General features: G+C 50.3%; 15 protein-coding genes. 5 read left to right on the plus strand and 10 right to left on the minus strand.

What is annotated here, in order from left to right; genetic code table 11:
• Window positions 1–36 precede the first annotated feature (36 nt).
• The gene (locus tag BMY09_RS13300; RefSeq protein WP_091359056.1) at window positions 37–879 is read left to right on the plus strand and encodes an SDR family oxidoreductase; all 843 of its coding nucleotides are present in this window, start codon (window positions 37–39) and stop codon (window positions 877–879) included.
• A gap of 890 nt (window positions 880–1,769) precedes the next feature.
• Here the strand turns inward: BMY09_RS13300 and BMY09_RS13305 are convergent.
• On the minus strand, window positions 1,770–3,524 hold the full coding sequence (locus BMY09_RS13305) for a hypothetical protein (protein ID WP_091359060.1): 1,755 nt from the start codon (window positions 3,522–3,524) through the stop codon (window positions 1,770–1,772).
• Window positions 3,525–3,811: 287 nt separating this feature from the next.
• On the opposite strand from BMY09_RS13305, the gene BMY09_RS13310 reads away from it, so the two are divergent.
• Window positions 3,812–4,846 carry a deoxyribonuclease II family protein gene (locus BMY09_RS13310; protein ID WP_091359063.1) on the plus strand — a complete coding sequence of 345 codons (1,035 nt, stop codon included), beginning with the start codon at window positions 3,812–3,814 and terminating at the stop codon, window positions 4,844–4,846.
• Between the two features lie 50 nt (window positions 4,847–4,896).
• On the opposite strand, the gene BMY09_RS13315 is transcribed toward BMY09_RS13310, so the two are convergent.
• From BMY09_RS13315 to panD, 6 genes are all read right to left on the minus strand, one after another.
• Window positions 4,897–7,074, minus strand: coding sequence for an alkaline phosphatase family protein (locus tag BMY09_RS13315; RefSeq protein WP_091359066.1), 2,178 nt, complete (start codon window positions 7,072–7,074; stop codon window positions 4,897–4,899).
• 176 nt (window positions 7,075–7,250) lie between these two features.
• The gene (locus BMY09_RS13320; RefSeq protein ID WP_091359068.1) at window positions 7,251–7,484 is read right to left on the minus strand and encodes a hypothetical protein; all 234 of its coding nucleotides are present in this window, start codon (window positions 7,482–7,484) and stop codon (window positions 7,251–7,253) included.
• A gap of 239 nt (window positions 7,485–7,723) precedes the next feature.
• Window positions 7,724–8,290 carry a hypothetical protein gene (locus BMY09_RS13325; RefSeq protein ID WP_091359071.1) on the minus strand — a complete coding sequence of 189 codons (567 nt, stop codon included), beginning with the start codon at window positions 8,288–8,290 and terminating at the stop codon, window positions 7,724–7,726.
• A 175-nt stretch (window positions 8,291–8,465) separates the two neighbouring features.
• Window positions 8,466–8,846, minus strand: a complete 381-nt coding sequence (locus BMY09_RS13330) for a VOC family protein (protein WP_091359211.1) — start codon at window positions 8,844–8,846, stop codon at window positions 8,466–8,468.
• A 158-nt stretch (window positions 8,847–9,004) separates the two neighbouring features.
• On the minus strand, window positions 9,005–10,894 hold the full coding sequence (locus BMY09_RS13335) for a propionyl-CoA synthetase (protein WP_091359074.1): 1,890 nt from the start codon (window positions 10,892–10,894) through the stop codon (window positions 9,005–9,007).
• A 337-nt stretch (window positions 10,895–11,231) separates the two neighbouring features.
• Window positions 11,232–11,666 (minus strand): aspartate 1-decarboxylase, encoded by a 435-nt coding sequence (gene panD / locus BMY09_RS13340; protein WP_091359212.1) that lies wholly within the window; start codon window positions 11,664–11,666, stop codon window positions 11,232–11,234.
• Between the two features lie 489 nt (window positions 11,667–12,155).
• On the opposite strand from panD, the gene BMY09_RS13345 reads away from it, so the two are divergent.
• The 3 genes from BMY09_RS13345 to metH all read left to right on the plus strand — a co-directional run bounded on the left by BMY09_RS13345 (window position 12,156) and on the right by metH (window position 17,288).
• Window positions 12,156–12,476 carry a cupredoxin domain-containing protein gene (locus tag BMY09_RS13345; protein WP_091359078.1) on the plus strand — a complete coding sequence of 107 codons (321 nt, stop codon included), beginning with the start codon at window positions 12,156–12,158 and terminating at the stop codon, window positions 12,474–12,476.
• A 19-nt stretch (window positions 12,477–12,495) separates the two neighbouring features.
• Window positions 12,496–13,323 (plus strand): FTR1 family iron permease, encoded by an 828-nt coding sequence (locus BMY09_RS13350; protein WP_091359081.1) that lies wholly within the window; start codon window positions 12,496–12,498, stop codon window positions 13,321–13,323.
• A 248-nt stretch (window positions 13,324–13,571) separates the two neighbouring features.
• Window positions 13,572–17,288 (plus strand): methionine synthase, encoded by a 3,717-nt coding sequence (metH, locus tag BMY09_RS13355; protein ID WP_091359084.1) that lies wholly within the window; start codon window positions 13,572–13,574, stop codon window positions 17,286–17,288.
• A gap of 66 nt (window positions 17,289–17,354) precedes the next feature.
• Here metH and BMY09_RS13360 read toward each other — a convergent pair whose 3' ends face one another.
• From BMY09_RS13360 to mtgA, 3 genes are all read right to left on the minus strand, one after another.
• On the minus strand, window positions 17,355–18,167 hold the full coding sequence (locus BMY09_RS13360; protein ID WP_091359088.1) for a transglutaminase-like domain-containing protein: 813 nt from the start codon (window positions 18,165–18,167) through the stop codon (window positions 17,355–17,357).
• A 6-nt stretch (window positions 18,168–18,173) separates the two neighbouring features.
• Window positions 18,174–18,404 carry a DUF350 domain-containing protein gene (locus tag BMY09_RS13365; protein WP_091359092.1) on the minus strand — a complete coding sequence of 77 codons (231 nt, stop codon included), beginning with the start codon at window positions 18,402–18,404 and terminating at the stop codon, window positions 18,174–18,176.
• Between the two features lie 150 nt (window positions 18,405–18,554).
• Window positions 18,555–19,247 (minus strand): monofunctional biosynthetic peptidoglycan transglycosylase, encoded by a 693-nt coding sequence (gene mtgA / locus BMY09_RS13370; protein WP_245756585.1) that lies wholly within the window; start codon window positions 19,245–19,247, stop codon window positions 18,555–18,557.
• Window positions 19,248–19,259: the final 12 nt, after the last annotated feature.

Genomic DNA, 19,259 nt, shown 5'->3' on the forward strand with positions numbered 1-19,259 from the left:
CATCAGCATCTTCGAGTACACAGATCAGGGAGATCCATGAAAACAGTACTGATTACCGGCTGCTCCAGCGGCATTGGCTACCACGTAGCAATCGGCCTGCAACAACGGGGCTACCGGGTTATCGCCACCGCGCGACAACAAAAGGATGTTGAACGGCTCCAACAGCTGGGATTAGAGTCCATTCAACTGGACCTGGAGTATTCTGAATCGATTCAACAGGCTATGGACTGGGTTGAGGCAGAAACTGGCGGAGCGCTGTATGCCCTGTTCAATAATGGCGCCTATGGCCAGCCCGGTGCGATTGAGGATCTCAGCCGGGACCTGCTGCGTAAGCAGCTGGAGATCAACCTGCTGGGCTGGCATGAGCTTACCTGTCGGGTTCTGCCGCTGATGCGTAAACAGGGTTTTGGCCGCATCATTCAGAACAGTTCGGTTCTGGGGCTGATCACGATGCGCTTTCGCGGGGCTTACAACACCAGTAAGTTTGCGCTGGAAGGCTACAGCGATACCTTGCGACAGGAACTTGCAGATACCCGTATTCATGTTTCACTGATCGAACCCGGCCCGGTCAGAAGCAAATTCAGAGAAAACGCATTCAAAGCCTTTCGTGACAATATTGATATAGAAAGCAGCCCGTTTCGCACTATTTATCAAAAAGTTCTGAAACGTTTAAGCAGTCACGATGGCGGGGACGATCCGTTTACACTGGGGCCTGATGCGGTATTGGATAAAGTGATTCACGCGTTGGAGAGTAAACGCCCAAGGCCCCGCTATTATGTCACCCTGCCAACCCATCTGTTTGGTATTCTACGCCGTATTTTGTCGACCCGGATGCTCGACTGGATTTTATTACGGGCATCGGCATCGGAGAATAAATAGGGCCGGGCATATCAACGCTGTACTGCCTGAAATACGGCCAAGCGGCCGAACACGGCTCGGTCCTATCCCCTCCCTCCAAACTCTACAGGCTCTGTCTGATTCCTAGAGGACTTTTTAACTGCGGAAACCCTCAGTGCTTAATCCCGCCGGTCAGGTGTAGAAATTGAGCGTTTTATTGCCTATAGTTTCATTGAAGAAGCAACAGGAGCAATTCTATCTCTTTATCAGTATGTGGTTATTCTCTCCGGTATCGTTTAACACCCTTATGCTTATATGCTTCAGTCGGCTCTGTTGAGAGTACGGCCAGGAGTATTCTCACAACTCACGCCAGTTTCTGAATATTCCGTGAGTGTTTTTCACTGCTTCAAGCTGGCCTTGCTAATTTTATACGTCATCAGACTATCAGGTGCTTCACGCGCCCGGCACCAGTCATATACACGTCAATCGGGCGGTAAGAGGATCTCTTATGTTCAAGTTCGCTGGATTAATCCCTTGCATCTCTCTTTTCATGACAGCCAGTGCCTTCGCTGCAGATACGACTGACTGTGTAGTGCTCACACGGGAACAAGGGAATAACTGTGCGTCCAGAGATTCACTGCAGATTAAAGTCACCAACAAATGTAGTGAAAACGTTTATGTAAAAATGTGTCTGGAGCGAAAAGATGGGCAATGGAACTGTGGCTCTGACTCAATACTAAAACCGGGCAGAACAAATACCGGGTTTTATGCTTGCCATGGTACTGGCAACTATCAATGGTCAAGCTGCACCGGTGGCTTCAAAGAGTGTGGATTTCGCTCTCCCTGAGACCTGTCAGACCTGCCTGAGGCAACAGGGACAAACTCCGCTAAAGGGTTTGTCCCCGTGCTTTTTGACTTAGTCACTTTCCTCATTACTGCACAAAGGTCACCTGCAGCGTATTTCCGACAATAGCAAAGCTGGGTTCAACCCCGTCTATGCTATTCGCGCGAAACCGTTCCGCAGTCATATGACAAAGTTCAGAGCATGTCAGCAGTGTATAGGGTGTATTGAAGGCAAAGCCTCCATTTTTCAGCTTGTCGAGATGAAAACTCACCTGTGTCGAGTTAACATACAGCGCCCCTGCTATTGAGAGCGCGGGCATCTGCGAGCCCAGTTGAGTGACAATCACGCCACCAGTCATTTCCAGGCTTCCTATAGTGAGGTCGCCGGTATGGTAGGCGATATTCAGCTCAGCATCATCGAACAGACAAACCTTAGCACTCCCCCCCACCGATTGATCATAGAATACGATCCGGCCACCATAACCACCGTTCGTGCCACCATAGGCGATCAGGGAGGCACTGCCTGCAGTGGACTGTCCGGAAAAGACGGTGTAGCCACCGGCAGCACCGGATGTGCAACCACCCAGATTGAATATTGTAGCGCTTCCTGCGGTCGGAAAATTTTCGCAGGTACTGTCACTGTCATTCTGATTGCTGTAAACCGAAAACTCAGTATAACCGGCAGCGCCCTGCTCGCCTGAACCCGGGTGATTCCAGATCGTTGCGTTACCCGCCGTAGGAGAATATTTGCTTGGCAGGTTGATGGAGAAAATGGTGTGACCTGCGCTGGATTTGTTTGCAATGGCGCTGCCGTAGTTGACGATTGTCGCCTCCGCACCGGTCGGAGAGCCGTACTTCGCACTGAACTCAAGATGGCCACCACCGCCCTGCTCACCCTGACGTGCACCGTAGTTAAAATAGCAGCCGTAACCCGCAGAGGCGCCCTGTGAGGCATCCATGTATGGAGGGTTGTTATTAAAACTGGTTACCCCACCGTAGGCTCCAGCCATCTCTGCCGCATAGTTGTAGAAATATCCCTCACCACCCGTGGAGGTGCTGTCAAAGGCTACATCGCCACCATTTGCTTTTTCGTGAGTTGCTCCCCAATTGTTGTATACACCGTGATCGGCACTGGAACTGCCGTAGAACTGCGTATTACCGCCATCACCACCGGCGACCGTGCCGCCCACATTGGTGAAAGTGGCCTTACCTGCGGTGGCGGTATCGTGAAAGACCACATTAGCGAAGGTATCACCATCAATACCCAGGCTACCGTAAATAGTAAATGTGGCACGATCAGCCGAAGAGGCGTCGCTGAAGCTTATCTCGCCACCGACGGTACTGGGGATGTTTTCTTTTCTGTACTGAGGCGGTGGTTCGGCGCCGGTCCACACTTTAAACCGGGCGGAACCGGCTCTGGCATGATCGCAAAAGCTGATTACGCCACCACCGTAGCCCTGTTCCCTGATCGGGCCTGCGCAGTAATAGATATCATCAGTACCTGCTGTCGCATTATTGGTAAACAGAAGTTGCGGATTATCATGCCCGCTGCTGGTCGCGGCCACAATAAAGCTCTGCTGGCAACGCGAAGAGTTACTGACCCCCTGGCCGGTAATAATAAGGCCAGGTACTTTGCCGGGACCGAAGTTGAAGGTATAGGCTGTGGCGCTTTCACTGAATTCGATACTCTCAACACTTGCGCTGTGGTCTGCTGAGAAAGTGATTGCAGTTTGAGATGAACTGTTAAAAACGGCTTTACTGACTGGCAGTTCCGCTGGACTCCAGTTGGCGGCGGAGTTCCATTCTCCCGACGCGGGTTGAGGATTCCATTCAGATTGAGACATTGATTACTCCGTTGTTATTAGGAGGGACACCCATTCGGGCCATAAAATCATTGGGTATTCCCGTTATTATCGATAGTGAAGTTCTGTTTGTACTCACGGGCTGGCCATTGCAGCCTGAAGTCCCACGGTGCCCGTTGTCGCTGCATACTCTTAATCAACCAGCATCGGAATACCGAAGACAGCAACAACAGTACCGAAACCTGACTGCAATGAATAGCCATAGTGCTATCTGGTTTTCATGGTATACAATTGTTTTTTCAATTGAAATTACGTGGAGATAGTCGCCGATGCTGGGGGCAAAGAATCAACAGGGAACGCCGGTGGACTGGTGGTTTATCTATAAAACTCCTGAGCATACAGGAACCTCCGAGAATCAGGGGTACGAGTTCTTCTATTTTGATTCACAAAGCGCAGCCCTGGATTTGTCACCCACCGGGCTGAACCAGGATAATCAGGCCCTGGGATACACCCTGGCCGAAATTTTTAGCGCCCCGCAGAGCACCGGTTATATTGCCTATAACGACGAGCACATTGACGCGGAAAAAAACAAGTCGGAAAAAGGCCATTGTAAAGGGGTGCTCGCCTTTGACAAGGCGAGTGATTCAGCGCTCTATCTCCTGCATTCAACCCCCAGATTTCCCGTCAACAAAGAGGCGACACTGCCGGACGACGAGATGATCTATGGGCAGACCTTTATCTGTATCACACTACCCGACTACCAGACGGCCAATCGTATCGCGCAACAGATGCTGAGTCAGCAAAACCCGCAGGTGCTGACAGAATGTTCACGTATTCCCTCCTCTCTGCAGGATGATGAACCTCTTTCGCAGCTGTTTCATGGACGCGGGATCAACGAATCGGAGATTCCCTCGACGCTGTCCTTCAGTTCGCGGGGAGGTAAACCGTTTCTGCTGACAGCCAAAAGTAGAAAATGGGGTAAAGACTTCTGGCTCGATCTGGTTTCACCGCAACTGAAATGCGATCTGGTGGTTGAGACCTGGCGAAGGGGCGCGGTGACACCCATGCAGGACAGTTTGTCTACCGAGTATGATGACGATACTCTTACCCTGGACTTCAAAATCCCCCCGTCACTGAACTATGAGTGGCACTATACCAAGGACCACGCCAAATGGGCGGTGGCCCTGAAAAACAACACCTCTTCGTTACCCTGGGTCTGTATTGCCGACCTCAATCGCATGGTATCCCAGGAGAAACGCGGTGGTGGAAGTTTATGCTTCCAGGACAGTCAGTTGTGGCAAGCCTTGAAAAACGCCGAAGAAAAGTTACACCAGCCAGCTCAACCGGATTCGGCTCAGACCTAATGCCACCCCCTGAACGCGGATGATGCTGCTTTAGCACCATCCGCTCTCATCTAACGTTCAGGCGGGAAGGATTTATCATAAGGCGGTGTTAATGTCGGTGCATCGGTTCTCGCCTGATCCGCCTCAAAGACTGCCTCAAAGGTGGGCGCAACATTAATTCGATCACCCAGTCCCCACAATGGTTTGGGAACACCAAACCAGTCCAGCAGAGTCGCGGCAAAAGAGGTTGAATCGAAGGGAGTCTCTCCCTCTGCTCTGATCACAGATTGCTCCCTGATCCAGGGAGAAACCATAATGGTAGGGACCCGTGGTCCCATCAGGTCGTAGGCAAAGCCATTGTTAAGGTCGTTTGGCCAGGGTTTCTTTGCGTAAGGTGGAGCAACATGGTCATAGATGCCGCCGTTCTTATCGAACGTAACAACCAGCAGGGTGTTTTTCCAGCCAGGTCCACTTTTGATCGCTTCGTAGATCTCGTTGAGTTCCCTCTCTCCGGGGACCAGATCCCCTCCCGGGTGGTAAGAGGTCGCCCCCTTAGGGGCGATCCAACCTGGCTCAAGATAACTGAATGCCGGCAGATTTCCATGTCGGGCATCCTGCTTGAACTGTTGAATACTGGAAAGAAACTGTGTTGGATTTGCATCAACTGAAGGAACCTGCCCCTGGAGATACAACTGGTAGGTAAAGACCACGTTTTCCCACAGTACTGAGTTATATATTTTCCAATCGCTAATCCCCTGACTCCAGAGCGTTTTCCAGATGGATTGGCGGTGGGAAGATTCCGGCCAGTTAGCGTAAATACTCCCCCCCTCCCAGGTGCCTAGTCTGTTAAAGGCAGAACCGGTAATGGAGAAAGCGCGATTGACGTCCGTTCCTCCAGGCATTGAACAGAACCAACGATCAGAAATGGCGAAATGACGAGCCAGGCCATTGAGTACCGGCAACTGCTGCGGACTGAAGGTCTCCATTACCTGTGGGTTGGCGTTATTGAGGATAAATCCCCCCATATCGGGGGTGGCGCGCCCCCAGTACCCCGGTTCTTCAGCAAACATCTGTTGCAGATTATCGGTGGTGTCGTGAAATGGATCCTGATCAAGTGCGACGAGGTTATACTGGGTGCTCAGCTCCCCGGCCTGAAACTTGCTGACGAAAACCCGATTGTCTCCATCGTTATTAAAATATTCGCGACTGGTGCCATCAAATGGTTCCTGTGAACCGATGTAATGGCAACCCTGGTCGCCCTTCTCATAAAGCCAGCCGCAAACGTTATCGAAGGAGCGGCTCTCCAGCATGTAATAGACCACATGTTTAATTTTGGAGCGCATGAAATCGAGAGTGCCTGGTGTAGCGGCCCGCTCTGTTTGCACCGGGATACGGGGCTGAAAACTGGTCAGCAGGCTGTTGCCATCAATAGCTGATGGCAGTTTACCCTCATGTACCGGCCCCGTGAGCACGTCCGGCTGTTCAGGGTCAAACTGCCACAGACGATAGTTACCTTTGGCAGGATTCCATTCCAGTACATGATAGCCGATCGCAGTGAGCTCACTGCTCTCATCCACTTTATCCCATTGACCCTGTTGCACCGCAGGTAATGAAAGCGGAGTTGCCAGTTGCGGGTCAAAACTCCATAAACGAAACGCTTTACGATCAGGCAGGCGGTCCAGTACATAATTGCCAATCGGAATCAGTGTGTGGCCCGACTTTATTAATGGAAAACCGTTCTGCGGGCTGTATGATACTGGCAGTGGATCGGATTTGAAGCCTGACACGCCCTGGGGATCGAAATTCCATAGTTCAAATGTTCCACGCCCCCTGGCGGGAATCAAATTCAGGACAAAACTGGTCATGGGAATAAGGTCCAGATTCTGGCCCTCATCCGGGTTGCTGCTATAGGTGTGACGGTATTTGCCCCAGAATTTAGTCTTGCTCCAGAAACCGCTCTCGATTGAGGTGCCATTTAGCGGGTCGGCAGCTTCGGGGTTGAACTCGATCAGGTTGAACTGATAGCCCTCATCCCCGTGCTGTTTACACAGAGGGCTCCACTGCAAAAGATACCCCCCTATCTGAGCCATACGCCAGTTACAGTCAAAAGAAGTATCTGCGGCGAGTGTAACCGGGGTGAAAAACGCCTCTGCATGGGGATCAACCCGGTACAGTGTATAGGCATCGCTTTTCTGATTTCGACAAATTAAAAAGTCGAAAGAGGGTCGTCTTTGAGAGGGCTGGCTCATAGTGTTACTCTTTTTTATAGTGTTATATAACGGGCTATTGAAAAGCGATCTGCTTACGCTGAGTGCTCAATTTTTATTGGAGCAATTCACCCTATCGCATCAGCTGCCGATGATGGTTTTCGAAGCACATTTAAGTGAGTATTCGCATAATTTGTGCGACTGAACAAGCTTTGCGGCTAGTTGGATAGTCTTTTCTCCATAATCTCATCTGCGTCTTCTATCTCTTGCAGGCCATGCATAATTTCAGGAATCACTTTGATAATCTGGATAATGCTAAAAACTAAAATACCGTGGTGGGTGCTCAGTGTGAAGTCATTCAGCGTGTGAATCGTTTCATATCCAGACGTGATAAAAAGGATGAGCGCGCTTAGCAGGATCAGGTAAGGACTGTTGGTTATAGTATTTAACATAGGGCTTTCCGGTTATTGTTATAGCCGTCTAAAAAGTCAGATTTCCCCAATCTTAGGTATAAGATCTTTATGCTTCAATAGGTTATACAGGATTTGTCTATAAAGCAGGATGAATAGCAGCCGCCACAAACTGGCGTCATGGTATTTCAGGATAAAACCGGAAGTTGCTGTGTCAATGATACAACGGCATGAAGAGAGTGAAGCGATTTATAGGCTCCCGGTTATCGAGAGCCTGAGTATCAGATATCTGATACGCGTTTTGAGCAGGAATAAACACCGCCGTAGGAGTCAGATCTGGCTACCAGGTTTGATGCGGTTAACTCAAGTATTGTGGATGACTCCCGCAGACGGTGCGGGATCAAACTTTTTATATTGAGAAAACTATCCAATTCAGGATGGCTCTGGTTGACTACATTTAACAGAGTTGCCGAAAGAATAAGCGAGTTACCTTTAACTTCCCAGTTGGAGCGATTTGATACGCCGTACTGGATCTCGGGAAAATTGGCTAATTTCAGCTTTAATGTTCCTGATCCGCTGGCCTGACCATCAGATTTGTAGTTGATAACATAGTCTACTTTCATCCCTGTATCGGCCTCTTCCATGGTATGGGTACAGTTCCAGGTTCCAACCAGTTGTTGTGCATCGAACGGCCTGGAGTCATTGCCTCCAACCGCAGTTGAGATAGATATAACGCATGCAAACAGTGCTATCACTTTACTTCGTTGCATATACTCGGTTACCGCCAGGAAGGTTATATGGATCACCATACTGTATAGAGCGAAGCTTGCTGGCAGCTTAATACTCATTAGTGCAGCGTCACCTCTCAGAAGACGTTTATATGAGGCAATAAATATCATAGTGTTGTGTGGCAACCCGACAGAATGACGGATAAAAGTAATCGCCGAATAGTTGATACAAGGAGCCAGTGTTCGTCGATTAAACAGAATTTATGAATATGTGCGCCAGGTGTTAATGCACTATTTAATTCATCGAATGCAGACCAAACATATTCCCTTCGGTGTCCATCGCTAACGAGATGAATCCATGCTCACCAATTGACATTTTTGCTCTCTGAACTCTGCCACCAGCAGCATTAACTCTTGACTCCTGAACAGCACAATCTTCGCAGGAGAAGTAGATCAGCGTACTGTTTCCTCCTGCGGGAAACCCTTCCATTCTGACCAAAGCACCGGTCGCGCCATATTTGTCCATATCTGCTGGAAAAGACAGCATCTCTACACCGGAATCATTAGGATCACTCAATAATTCCAGATGAACGCCGAGCACAGCTTCATAAAACTTTCGTGCTCTGGCCATCTGGTCTACATAAATTTCAAACCACACAACAGGGTTATCAGACATAGCCAGTACCTCAATGTTATCTTCCCGCCTGACGATTAGTAGCCCCTCTATGGGTAGGAAAGTGTATGTCAGCGGTGCTGACATACACTGTAGTTCAAAATAAAAAAGGCAGCCATATGGCTGCCTGAAAGGTAGTAAAACACTTTAATCCGTCAAGATCAGCTTACCAGGCCATTTCGCCCCATGATCTCCTGAATTTCTGGCAGTGATGCCGGATCATCGATGGTAGACGGGACAGTGTAATCCTGACCATCGGCAATCTGACGCAGCAGTTTACGCAGGATCTTACCGGAACGGGTCTTCGGCAGACGCTGAACCACAATCGCACGACGGAAGCAGGCCACCGCACCGATCTCTTTACGCACCATCGCAACCAGCTCTGATTCGAGCTGCGCTGCATCGATCTCAACACCGTTCTTAAGCAGCACCAGACCGATGGGTTGCTGTCCTTTCAGCGGATCATTGATGCCGATAACGGCACACTCGGCAACGGCCGGATGGTCAGCTACGATCTCTTCCATCTCGCCGGTCGAGAGTCGATGGCCCGCGACATTGATCACATCATCGGTGCGCCCCATGATGAACACATAGCCATCTTCATCTTTATAACCGCCATCTCCTGAGCAGTAATAACCTGGAAACTCTGACAGATAACCGGTACGGAAACGCTCAAAATCACCCCATACGGTTGGCAGGCAGCTTGGCGGCAAAGGGAGTTTAATGGCAATATTGCCCTGCTCCCCATTAGGCAGCTCGTTACCCTCATGGTCCAGAATCTGGATATTAAAGCCACTGACTGGCACCGTCGCTGAACCCGGCTTGGGTTCAAGCATCTCTACACCGGTCAGGTTACCGCAGATCGCCCAGCCAGTTTCCGTCTGCCACCAGTGATCGATAACCGGCTTACCCAGAGTCTCTTTGGTCCAGTGGTAGGTGGGCGGATCAAGCCGCTCGCCCGCCATAAAGACCGTTTCCAGCTTGCTCAGATCATACTGCTTCAGAAATTCAGAGTTGGGATCCTCTTTCTTGATCGCCCGGAATGCTGTCGGGGCAGCAAACAGCGCTTTAGCGCCATACTCGGCACACACACGCCAGAATGCACCGGCATCCGGAGTTTTGATCGGCTTGCCTTCGTAAACGATGGTGGTACAACCTGCCAACAGTGGACCGTACACAATATAGGAGTGCCCTACTACCCAGCCGACATCGGAGGCCGCCCAGAACACTTCACCCGGTTCCATGTTGTAGATCGCTTTCATACTGTATTTAAGCGCCACCGCGTGACCACCGTTATCGCGTACCACACCTTTTGGCTTACCCGTTGTGCCGGAGGTGTAAAGAATATACAGAGGGTCTGTCGCATTTACGGGGGTGCAATCCGCTGGTTCTGCAGTGGCAACCGCCTGCGCCCAATCAATATCGCGACCTTCGATCATCGATGCGGCCACTTGTGGACGCTGGAAAATGATACAGCTATCAGGCTTATGAGCAGACTTCTCAATCGCTTCATCCAGCAGCGGCTTATATTCAATCACTTTAGCAATCTCAATGCCGCATGAGGCAGTCACTACTACCTTTGGCTCTGCATCGTCGATCCTGACGGCCAGTTCATGTGCCGCGAAACCGCCAAAAACAACGGAGTGGATCGCTCCAAGCCGGGCTACGGCAAGCATGGCGATAACCGCTTCAGCGATCATCGGCATATAGATAACAACCCGATCGCCCTTCTCAACGCCCTGAGACTTCAGAACGCCAGCAAAGGTTGCCACAGCATCGCGCAATTCAGAATAGGTGTAGCGCTGTTTAGTCTCTGTGACAGGCGAATCATAGATCAGTGCATCCTGATCACCACGGCCACTTTCAACATGGTAGTCCAGTGCCAGATAAGCGGTATTCATCTCGCCATCAGCAAACCAGCGATCAATACCATTTTCATCTTTGCTCAGGATCGTCTCAGGGGCTTTAAACCACTTGATCGCTTCAGCTTTCTCCGCCCAGAAAGCCTCAGGAGTTTCGATCGATCTTCTGTATTCTTCTTTATATGACATAGCACTGGCCCTTCGCTGTAACCATTATTATATGTTTCAGACCGGCATCACCTACTTTTGTTATAGGCTTATCATTGTTGTCTGCAGGTGCCGCCTCATGTGTCACACTCTAACCGAGAAGCAGGCAAAATAAACTAATACAAAAGGCTAAATTGTCTACGATATGCCGATAATTTTCAGATAAATTGCTTTTTTATGACTAAATATGCGACTACAAAATAGTGACATAGATCAATTGTCGACAATCCTGACTTTGTAATTTTGGACATGCCGTTCAAAAAGGCATAAAAAAAGCTGCCAGAAGGCAGCTTGAGGAAACAGATTTGCCAGGGGGTTGTCAGTTATTTTCCTGAACTGCGATGCTGTTTTTAATGCCAGTCATGATATTACGCTGATGCAGCTCCTCATCACTGACCCGGTGAGCATCGTTCTCATTTTTAGCGTTTTCAAAATAGCATAGGGTTGGCTGAAAACTCTCAGCCTCCTGCTCATCCAGTTGCACATAGGAACAGATGATGAGCAGATCACCTTTTGAAGCGCGGTGTGCCGCAGCCCCGTTAACAGAGATAATACCGCTGTTGTCTTCACCACGAATTGCGTAGGTAGTGAAGCGCTCACCGTTATTAATGTTGTAGATATGTATCTGTTCGTACTCCTTAATGCCGGAGCGTTCGAGTAACACACCGTCAATTGCACAGGAGCCTTCATAGTGAAGCTCAGCATGGGTTACCGTAACCCGATGAAGTTTTGCTTTTAAGAATGTTTGCAGCATATTAATGACCTGAGTCTCAAACAGCCGGGTAACCGACTTAAACCTTGCTGAAATATTCAGCATACCTCTGCCAGTGTCGCGTTATATTGCAATCACCAGCACCAGGCCGATTCATCGGCCCCATCACAGCCGCAGCCATGGACACTTTTTCAGATCTGTTTACAGCCCTGAAACAAAGCGAACGATATAAGGTAAAGCAAACTATAAGTGATGTTATAAGTTTGCTTACCTTTTTCGCGGGGCAATTGTACCAGCTAATTTTAAAATTTTAAGCAATTTATCAGCAGGGATACACGCTTTACATCTATCAGATCACAGCGACACAGAGGTCCAATGTTGTTTACCCATAAAAAGCAGCGTGATTTTTCTGGTCGTGTTTTTCCTGATTCTGTTATGCATGATTCTGACGTCATGAATGTTGCACTTGCTTTCGCGAATCTATATGATAATCATTATTATTAACTATTAATGTAATTCTGAGACTTTGCTATGAAGAAATTGATGATTGCCGCCCTGCTTGCCACGTCAACAACAGCGATGGCTGCCGATACCCGTTTTGAGGTGTCGATAAAAGATCATATGTTTTCGCCTGCAGTAATCACCATCCCCGCTAATCAGCGGGTAAAACTGGTAGTTTCTAATGAAGACGCCACCCCTGAAGAGTTTGAAGGGGAAGACTTCACTCTGGAAAAAGTGATTCCAGGAAACAGTAAAGCAACTATTATGGTTGGGCCCTTTGAACCAGGCCGTTATGAGTTTGTGGGCGAATTTCATGAAGACACAGCCAAAGGTGTCCTGATCGTCGAGTAATTATTGCTGAGGCAGACCTATGTTAAGCTCCGCTGTTATCGTATTTCGTGAAGTGCTAGAAGCGGCACTGATTGTCAGTATCCTGCTGGCGGCTACCTGCGGCCTGCCCCGCCGGACGCTGTGGATCGGTGCGGGCCTTATCGCAGGACTGGCTGGTGCCTGCATTGTCGCGCTTTTCGCAGGTTCCATCACCAGCGCTTTTGAGGGGACTGGCCAGGAACTGATGAATGCCTCCATTCTTCTGATCGCCGTTCTGATGCTGGCCTGGCACAACATCTGGATGTCTCATCATGCCCGGGAACTGGTCGCCCACATGAAAAACGTCAGCGCTAAAATAACTGACGGCTCACTACCTCTCTACTTTCTCGCGGTTGCCTCTGGTATGGCAGTGTTGCGGGAAGGCTCTGAGGTGGTGCTGTTCATGTACAGTGTCACTGCCAGCGGTAGCTCTGCGAACTCGATGATGACCGGCAGTATTCTCGGCGTGATCGCTGGTATTCTGGTGGGACGCCTGATCTATAGCGGGTTACTGCGAATCCCTACCGCCCGCCTGTTCCAGTATACCGGATGGATGATTCTGTTACTGGCAGCGGGTCTGGCAGCGTCAGCTTCCGGCTATCTGATGCAGGCAGGTATTCTGCCCTATCAGACTCCACTCTGGGATAGTGGCGCGCTGCTCTCAGAAAAATCGATTACAGGCCAGCTACTACATATTCTTATCGGATATCAGGAGCGTCCTACTGCAATCCATCTGATCTTCTATCTGGTCACGCTGCTCACTATCGTAGCGGGTATGCGCTGGGTTGGTCATCGCTCTAACCTGAGACTGCAAAACTCTGGCGCTTAATTCAGATATCAACGCTCTGGCCTCTACAACTCACTCAGTCGCCCTGTCCTGGCTGAGTGGGTTTTGTCTTTCAGCAATGACCGTTTTTTCAAACGCAGCAAGCATATCAACGACAAAAAAGTTATCTGAGCACTGATCTGTCAGGCTCTACAAATATATTTCATCATCAATTGAGTGTAACTCACCCACAAGCCCGATAATTTAGTTAAAATAGCCGCCTTTACAATAGGTTATTGGTAGGTTTATACGTGTCGGCACATACTTCTGTAGATAAAACAGTTCAACTGAAACAAGCCCTGTCAGAACGCATACTGGTTCTCGATGGCGGTATGGGCACCATGATTCAGGATCGCAAACTGAACGAGGCTGATTTTCGTGGTGAACGGTTTGCCGACTGGAAGGTCGATCTGCAGGGAAACAACGATCTGCTGGTGTTGACGCAACCTGATATTATCAGCGATATCCACCGCGCTTATCTGGATGCCGGGGCAGATATACTGGAAACCAACACCTTTAACGCAACCACCATCGCTATGGCTGATTATGAGATGGAGGCAATCAGTCATGAGATCAATCGGGTGGCCGCGCAGCTGGCCCGTAAAGTGGCTGATGAGGTTACTGCGTTAACGCCGGATAAGCCCCGCTATGTTGCCGGTGTTCTCGGCCCGACTAACCGCACCTGTTCTATCTCACCGGATGTAAATGATCCCGGATTCCGCAATGTCAGTTTTGATCAGTTAGTCGAGGCGTATACCGAATCCGTCGACGGGCTGATAAAAGGTGGCGCTGATATCATTCTCATCGAAACTATCTTCGATACTCTGAATGCCAAAGCGGCTATCTTCGCGGTTGACCAGTACTTTGAAAACAACAAGCTGCGTCTGCCGGTAATGATATCCGGCACCATCACCGATGCCTCAGGCCGAACCCTGTCTGGCCAGACCACCGAAGCGTTCTGGAACTCTGTGCGTCATATCAAGCCCCTATCAATCGGCCTGAACTGCGCTCTTGGACCAAAGGAGTTACGGCAGTATGTGGAAGAGCTTTCCCGTATCGCTGACACCCATGTATCCGCTCATCCGAATGCGGGGTTGCCAAATGCTTTTGGTGGCTACGACGAGTCCCCCGAACAGATGGCGACAGAGATTCGTGAGTGGGCTCAGGCCGGCTTCCTGAATATTATCGGAGGCTGCTGCGGCACAACACCGGCACACGTTACCGCTATGGGTAATGCCGCCAATGAGTTCGCTCCGCGACAGATTCCTGAGATTCCTGTTGAATGTCGCCTTTCCGGCCTGGAACCGCAAAATATCAATAAAGACACCCTGTTTGTTAACGTCGGTGAGCGAACCAACGTTACCGGTTCGGCGATGTTCAAACGTCTGATCAAAGAGGGTGACTACGAGACCGCACTGGATGTTGCCCGTCAGCAAGTTGAAAACGGCGCACAGATCATCGATATCAACATGGATGAGGGGATGCTGGATGCGGAAGCGGCGATGGTGCGCTTTCTCACCCTGATCGCCTCTGAGCCAGATATCTCCCGGGTGCCGATTATGATCGACTCCTCTAAGTGGGAGGTGATCGAAGCAGGCCTGAAATGCATTCAGGGTAAAGGCGTGGTGAACTCCATCAGCCTTAAAGAGGGTGAAGAGAAGTTTATCTATCAGGCCAACCTGCTGCGTCGCTATGGGGCTGCGGTGGTGGTCATGGCATTCGATGAGGATGGCCAGGCGGACACCGAAGAGCGCAAAATCCAGATCTGTGAACGATCCTACAAAGTGCTCACTGAGAAGGTCGGCTTCCCACCAGAAGATATTATCTTCGATCCGAATATCTTTGCCGTGGCGACAGGGATTGAGGAGCACAATAATTATGCGCTGGACTTTATCCGCGCTACGGGATGGATTAAGAAGAATCTGCCCTATGCGATGATCTCTGGCGGCGTATCTAACGTGTCATTCTCGTTCCGCGGTAATAACCCGGTGCGGGAAGCGATCCACTGTGTATTCCTCTATCACGCAATTCAGCAAGGGATGGATATGGGTATCGTTAACGCCGGTCAGCTGGCGATCTACGATGACCTGCCGGAAGAGCTGCGGGTTGCGGTTGAGGCTGTAATTCTCAATACCTCAGATGACGCGACCGAAAACCTGCTGGAGATTGCTGAAAAATATCGCGGCGATGGTGCACAGGTTGAGGAGAAAACTCAGGAATGGCGCAGCCTGCCGGTTCAGGAACGTCTGTCCCATTCGCTGGTTAAAGGTATCGCCGAATATATTGATGACGATGTCGAAGAGTGCCGCCATCTCTATGATCGCCCGATTCAGGTGATCGAAGGCCCGCTGATGGACGGCATGGGCGTGGTGGGTGATCTGTTTGGTGCGGGCAAGATGTTCCTGCCTCAGGTGGTTAAATCGGCCCGGGTAATGAAAAAAGCGGTCGCCTATCTGATGCCCTTCATCGAAGAGGAGAAAGCCGGCGCGGGCAGCGAAACCGCGGGTAAAATCCTCATGGCCACGGTAAAAGGCGATGTTCACGATATCGGTAAAAACATCGTTGGTGTCGTGCTTCAGTGTAATAATTACGAAATTATCGATCTCGGCGTGATGGTGCCGGCAGAAACGATTCTGCGAACCGCCCGTGAAGAGAATGTTGATATTATCGGTCTCTCAGGTCTGATTACCCCATCGCTGGATGAGATGGTGCATGTGGCCAGAGAGATGGAGCGTCAGGGCTTTAATATTCCGCTGATGATTGGCGGGGCAACCACCTCTAAAGCACATACGGCGGTAAAAATTGATCAGGCCTACAACCGTGATCAGGTGGTCCATGTGACCAACGCGTCCCGGGCGGTAAACGTTGCCAGCACCCTGCTATCCAAAGAGCGAAAAGCAGCCTATGTGCAGGAGATACAGGAGGATTATGAAACCGTACGGCAGCGCTATGCTGAACGCCAGAGTCAGGCGCGCCGGGTTTCACTGATTCAGGCCCGGGCGAACAAATTCAACATCGACTGGAGCAACTATACCCCTCCGGTCCCTGCTCAGCCAGGCATTCAGACCTTCGAGAATATCGATCTGAATGAGCTACGTGACTATATCGACTGGACCCCGTTCTTTCATTCATGGGAGCTGGCGGGACGTTACCCACGCATTCTAACAGATGAGATTATCGGTGAAGAGGCGACCCGTCTGTTTAACGATGCTCAGCAGATGCTGAATGATATTATCGCTAACAAGAAGCTGGAAGCCCGGGCAGTGATCGGTCTGTTCCCGGCTAACAGTGTCGACAATGACGATATTGAACTGTATACCGATGACAGTCGTTCAGAGGTGCTGATGAACCTGCACCATCTGCGCCAGCAGGTAGAGAAAACGGATGGCAAGGCGAATATGTGCCTCGCCGATTTCATCGCACCGAAAACGAGCGGCAAAGCTGATTACTTCGGGGCTTTTGCGGTTACCGCTGGTATTGGTGATCAGGCGATGATCGACGCCTATGAAGCCGATCATGACGATTATCACAGTATTATGGTGAAAGCCCTGGCGGACCGGTTAGCCGAAGCGCTGGCTGAGTATATGCACGCCCGTACCCGGCGTGAGTTCTGGGGTTATGCTGCCGATGAAAACCTCGATAACGAGGCGCTGATCAGAGAGAAATATCAGGGCATCCGCCCCGCCCCGGGTTATCCCGCCTGTCCGGAGCATACCGAAAAAGGTCTGCTGTGGAAGCTGCTGGATGTTGAAAACCGGATTGGTATGCAACTGACCGATAGTTATGCCATGCTGCCGACCTCTTCGGTCAGCGGCTGGTATTTCAGTCATCCGCAATCTCAGTATTTCGGTGTCGCCAAGATCGGTGAAGATCAGCTGGAATCCTATGCCAAACGCACCGGTATGGAGAAAACCGAAGCGGAACGCTGGTTATCACCAAACCTGGGGTATGAACCGGACGATAGCTGATCGATAGAGAAAAAAATCCGCCCTCTGTGGCGGATTTTTTTTACCGGTGCCGGCCTTAGTCAGCCACTATCTGTCGGCCACATAGTGACTTCTCTTAACCCAGTCCGATGATGCGTAATCAGTGGTAAAACGGGAGCCCTGGTTTTGCCAGAAATCAGTGTTGTTAAACATAAAGGTGGGATGATATTTAGTCTGCAAGCGGGCCAGTGGAAACGCTTTCAGGCGATTGAGGCCACGCTTTCGGGTTGTCTCAAGCAGAAATTCCTGGCCCTCGGCAAACAGCACAACCCAGGCGTGTCCCTCTCCATCATAGTCACCAACGACAACCCGAGCATCGTAGCCCAGGCCGATGAGCCAGTCGGCCACCAAAATGGCGTGGTCTTCACAATCCCCAACCTTAGCAAAAAATGCCTGCTGGCTACTTTGCCAGACCTCAGGGCGGCCCGGATAGGTGATATGATCAAGCTGATACTTTTTTCGATGGGCAACCGTATAGAGCGCCAATACCGGATTCTCAACCCGGAACGGCATATAGCCATCAAAATAGCTGTTTACCAGATGGTAACGCCGGTCGACACCCGGAGCGATCATGATATATGCCCCCAGGTCGGCCTGACCAAACAGATAGATGCTGGGTTTTTCTCTGCGTTTATTGAGAATCTTATCAATATCCAATTGATTCAGCGTGATACCATTCGCCATTAACTGGAGTGATCCGCTGCGTAATAACCCGGGAGATGCGTTGGGGTCAGCTGGCAGTGGCAGACGCTCTAGTGCCTCGTCAATTATCAGATCCGGCGAGCGCTGGTGTTGCTGTAGCGCTGAGGTCAGTATGATGACGAGAATAAACAGCACGCCCTGCCCCAGGCGTTTTAACATGGCCGGCTACCCTTTCAGACCCGAGGCAACAATAATGGCGACGAAGATCAGTACGGTTGAGGCAAATATCGAAACCGCGATATTACCCTTCTTCATCTCCTCCTCAATATCGATATTTTTGAGTAACCGCTTATCGATCCATAACAGAGCATACACTCCTACCACCAGAGCGATGATGGTGTAACTCAGATTCAATAACAGATTGATCAGAGAGGCGCTAAAAAACTCCATTTCCATAGAGAACGATCCTTAAATTCAGGTTAGCAGGACAAAACAGATAGCCAGCTAAATCAGTCTGGCTGACGCTGATTCTGAATCAATAGGCGCCACTAATCCAGTCAGTTTTGCATATCTTCTGTGGCTTCAGGCAATCTGCTATGGCCCGCGTTACGGGTTCCAGTGATTCGGCCCCAGCAACTGCATCTGATGGGTGATCCAGCGAATGCGCTGCCAGACATAATTGCTGGGGTTGGCAGCACGTAAACGGTAGGGGTTGGGTAACACCGCGGCTAAGCGCGCTGCTTCGACCGGGGACAGTCGCTGAGCCGGTTTATGGAAATAGGCCTGACTGGCCGCTTCAACACCATAGATTCCGGGACCGAACTCGACAATATTGAGATAAACTTCCAGGATACGCTGCTTGGTCCACAGGGCCTCCATCAACACCGCCAGCCCCGCCTCGAGTCCTTTTCGCAGATAGCTTTTGGCGGGCCACAGAAACAGGTTTTTAGCGGTCTGCTGCGTCAGGGTGCTGGCACCTCTGATCCTGCCGCCTTTCTCATTGTCACTGAGAGCGTCCGCTATCGATTCCAGATCCAGCCCCCAATGTTGCGGAAACTTCTGATCTTCAGAGGCGATGACTGCTAGCTGCATCGTCCCGGAGATCTGATCAAGAGGCACCCAGATATGCTGACTGTGAGCCGGATATCCCGGTGGCGGATTCAGATCCCGTTGGATCTTCCACATCCATATACCCGGGTCGATAAAACGCAACATCAGCACCAGCAGTACTGGAAGCAGAATCAGAATGAGCAGCACTCGGATCAGCCACTTGCGAATAGAGAAACGGGAAACAGTCAATATCGGATTACC

This window comes from Amphritea atlantica, assembly GCF_900111095.1.
GTDB lineage: Bacteria > Pseudomonadota > Gammaproteobacteria > Pseudomonadales > Balneatricaceae > Amphritea > Amphritea atlantica.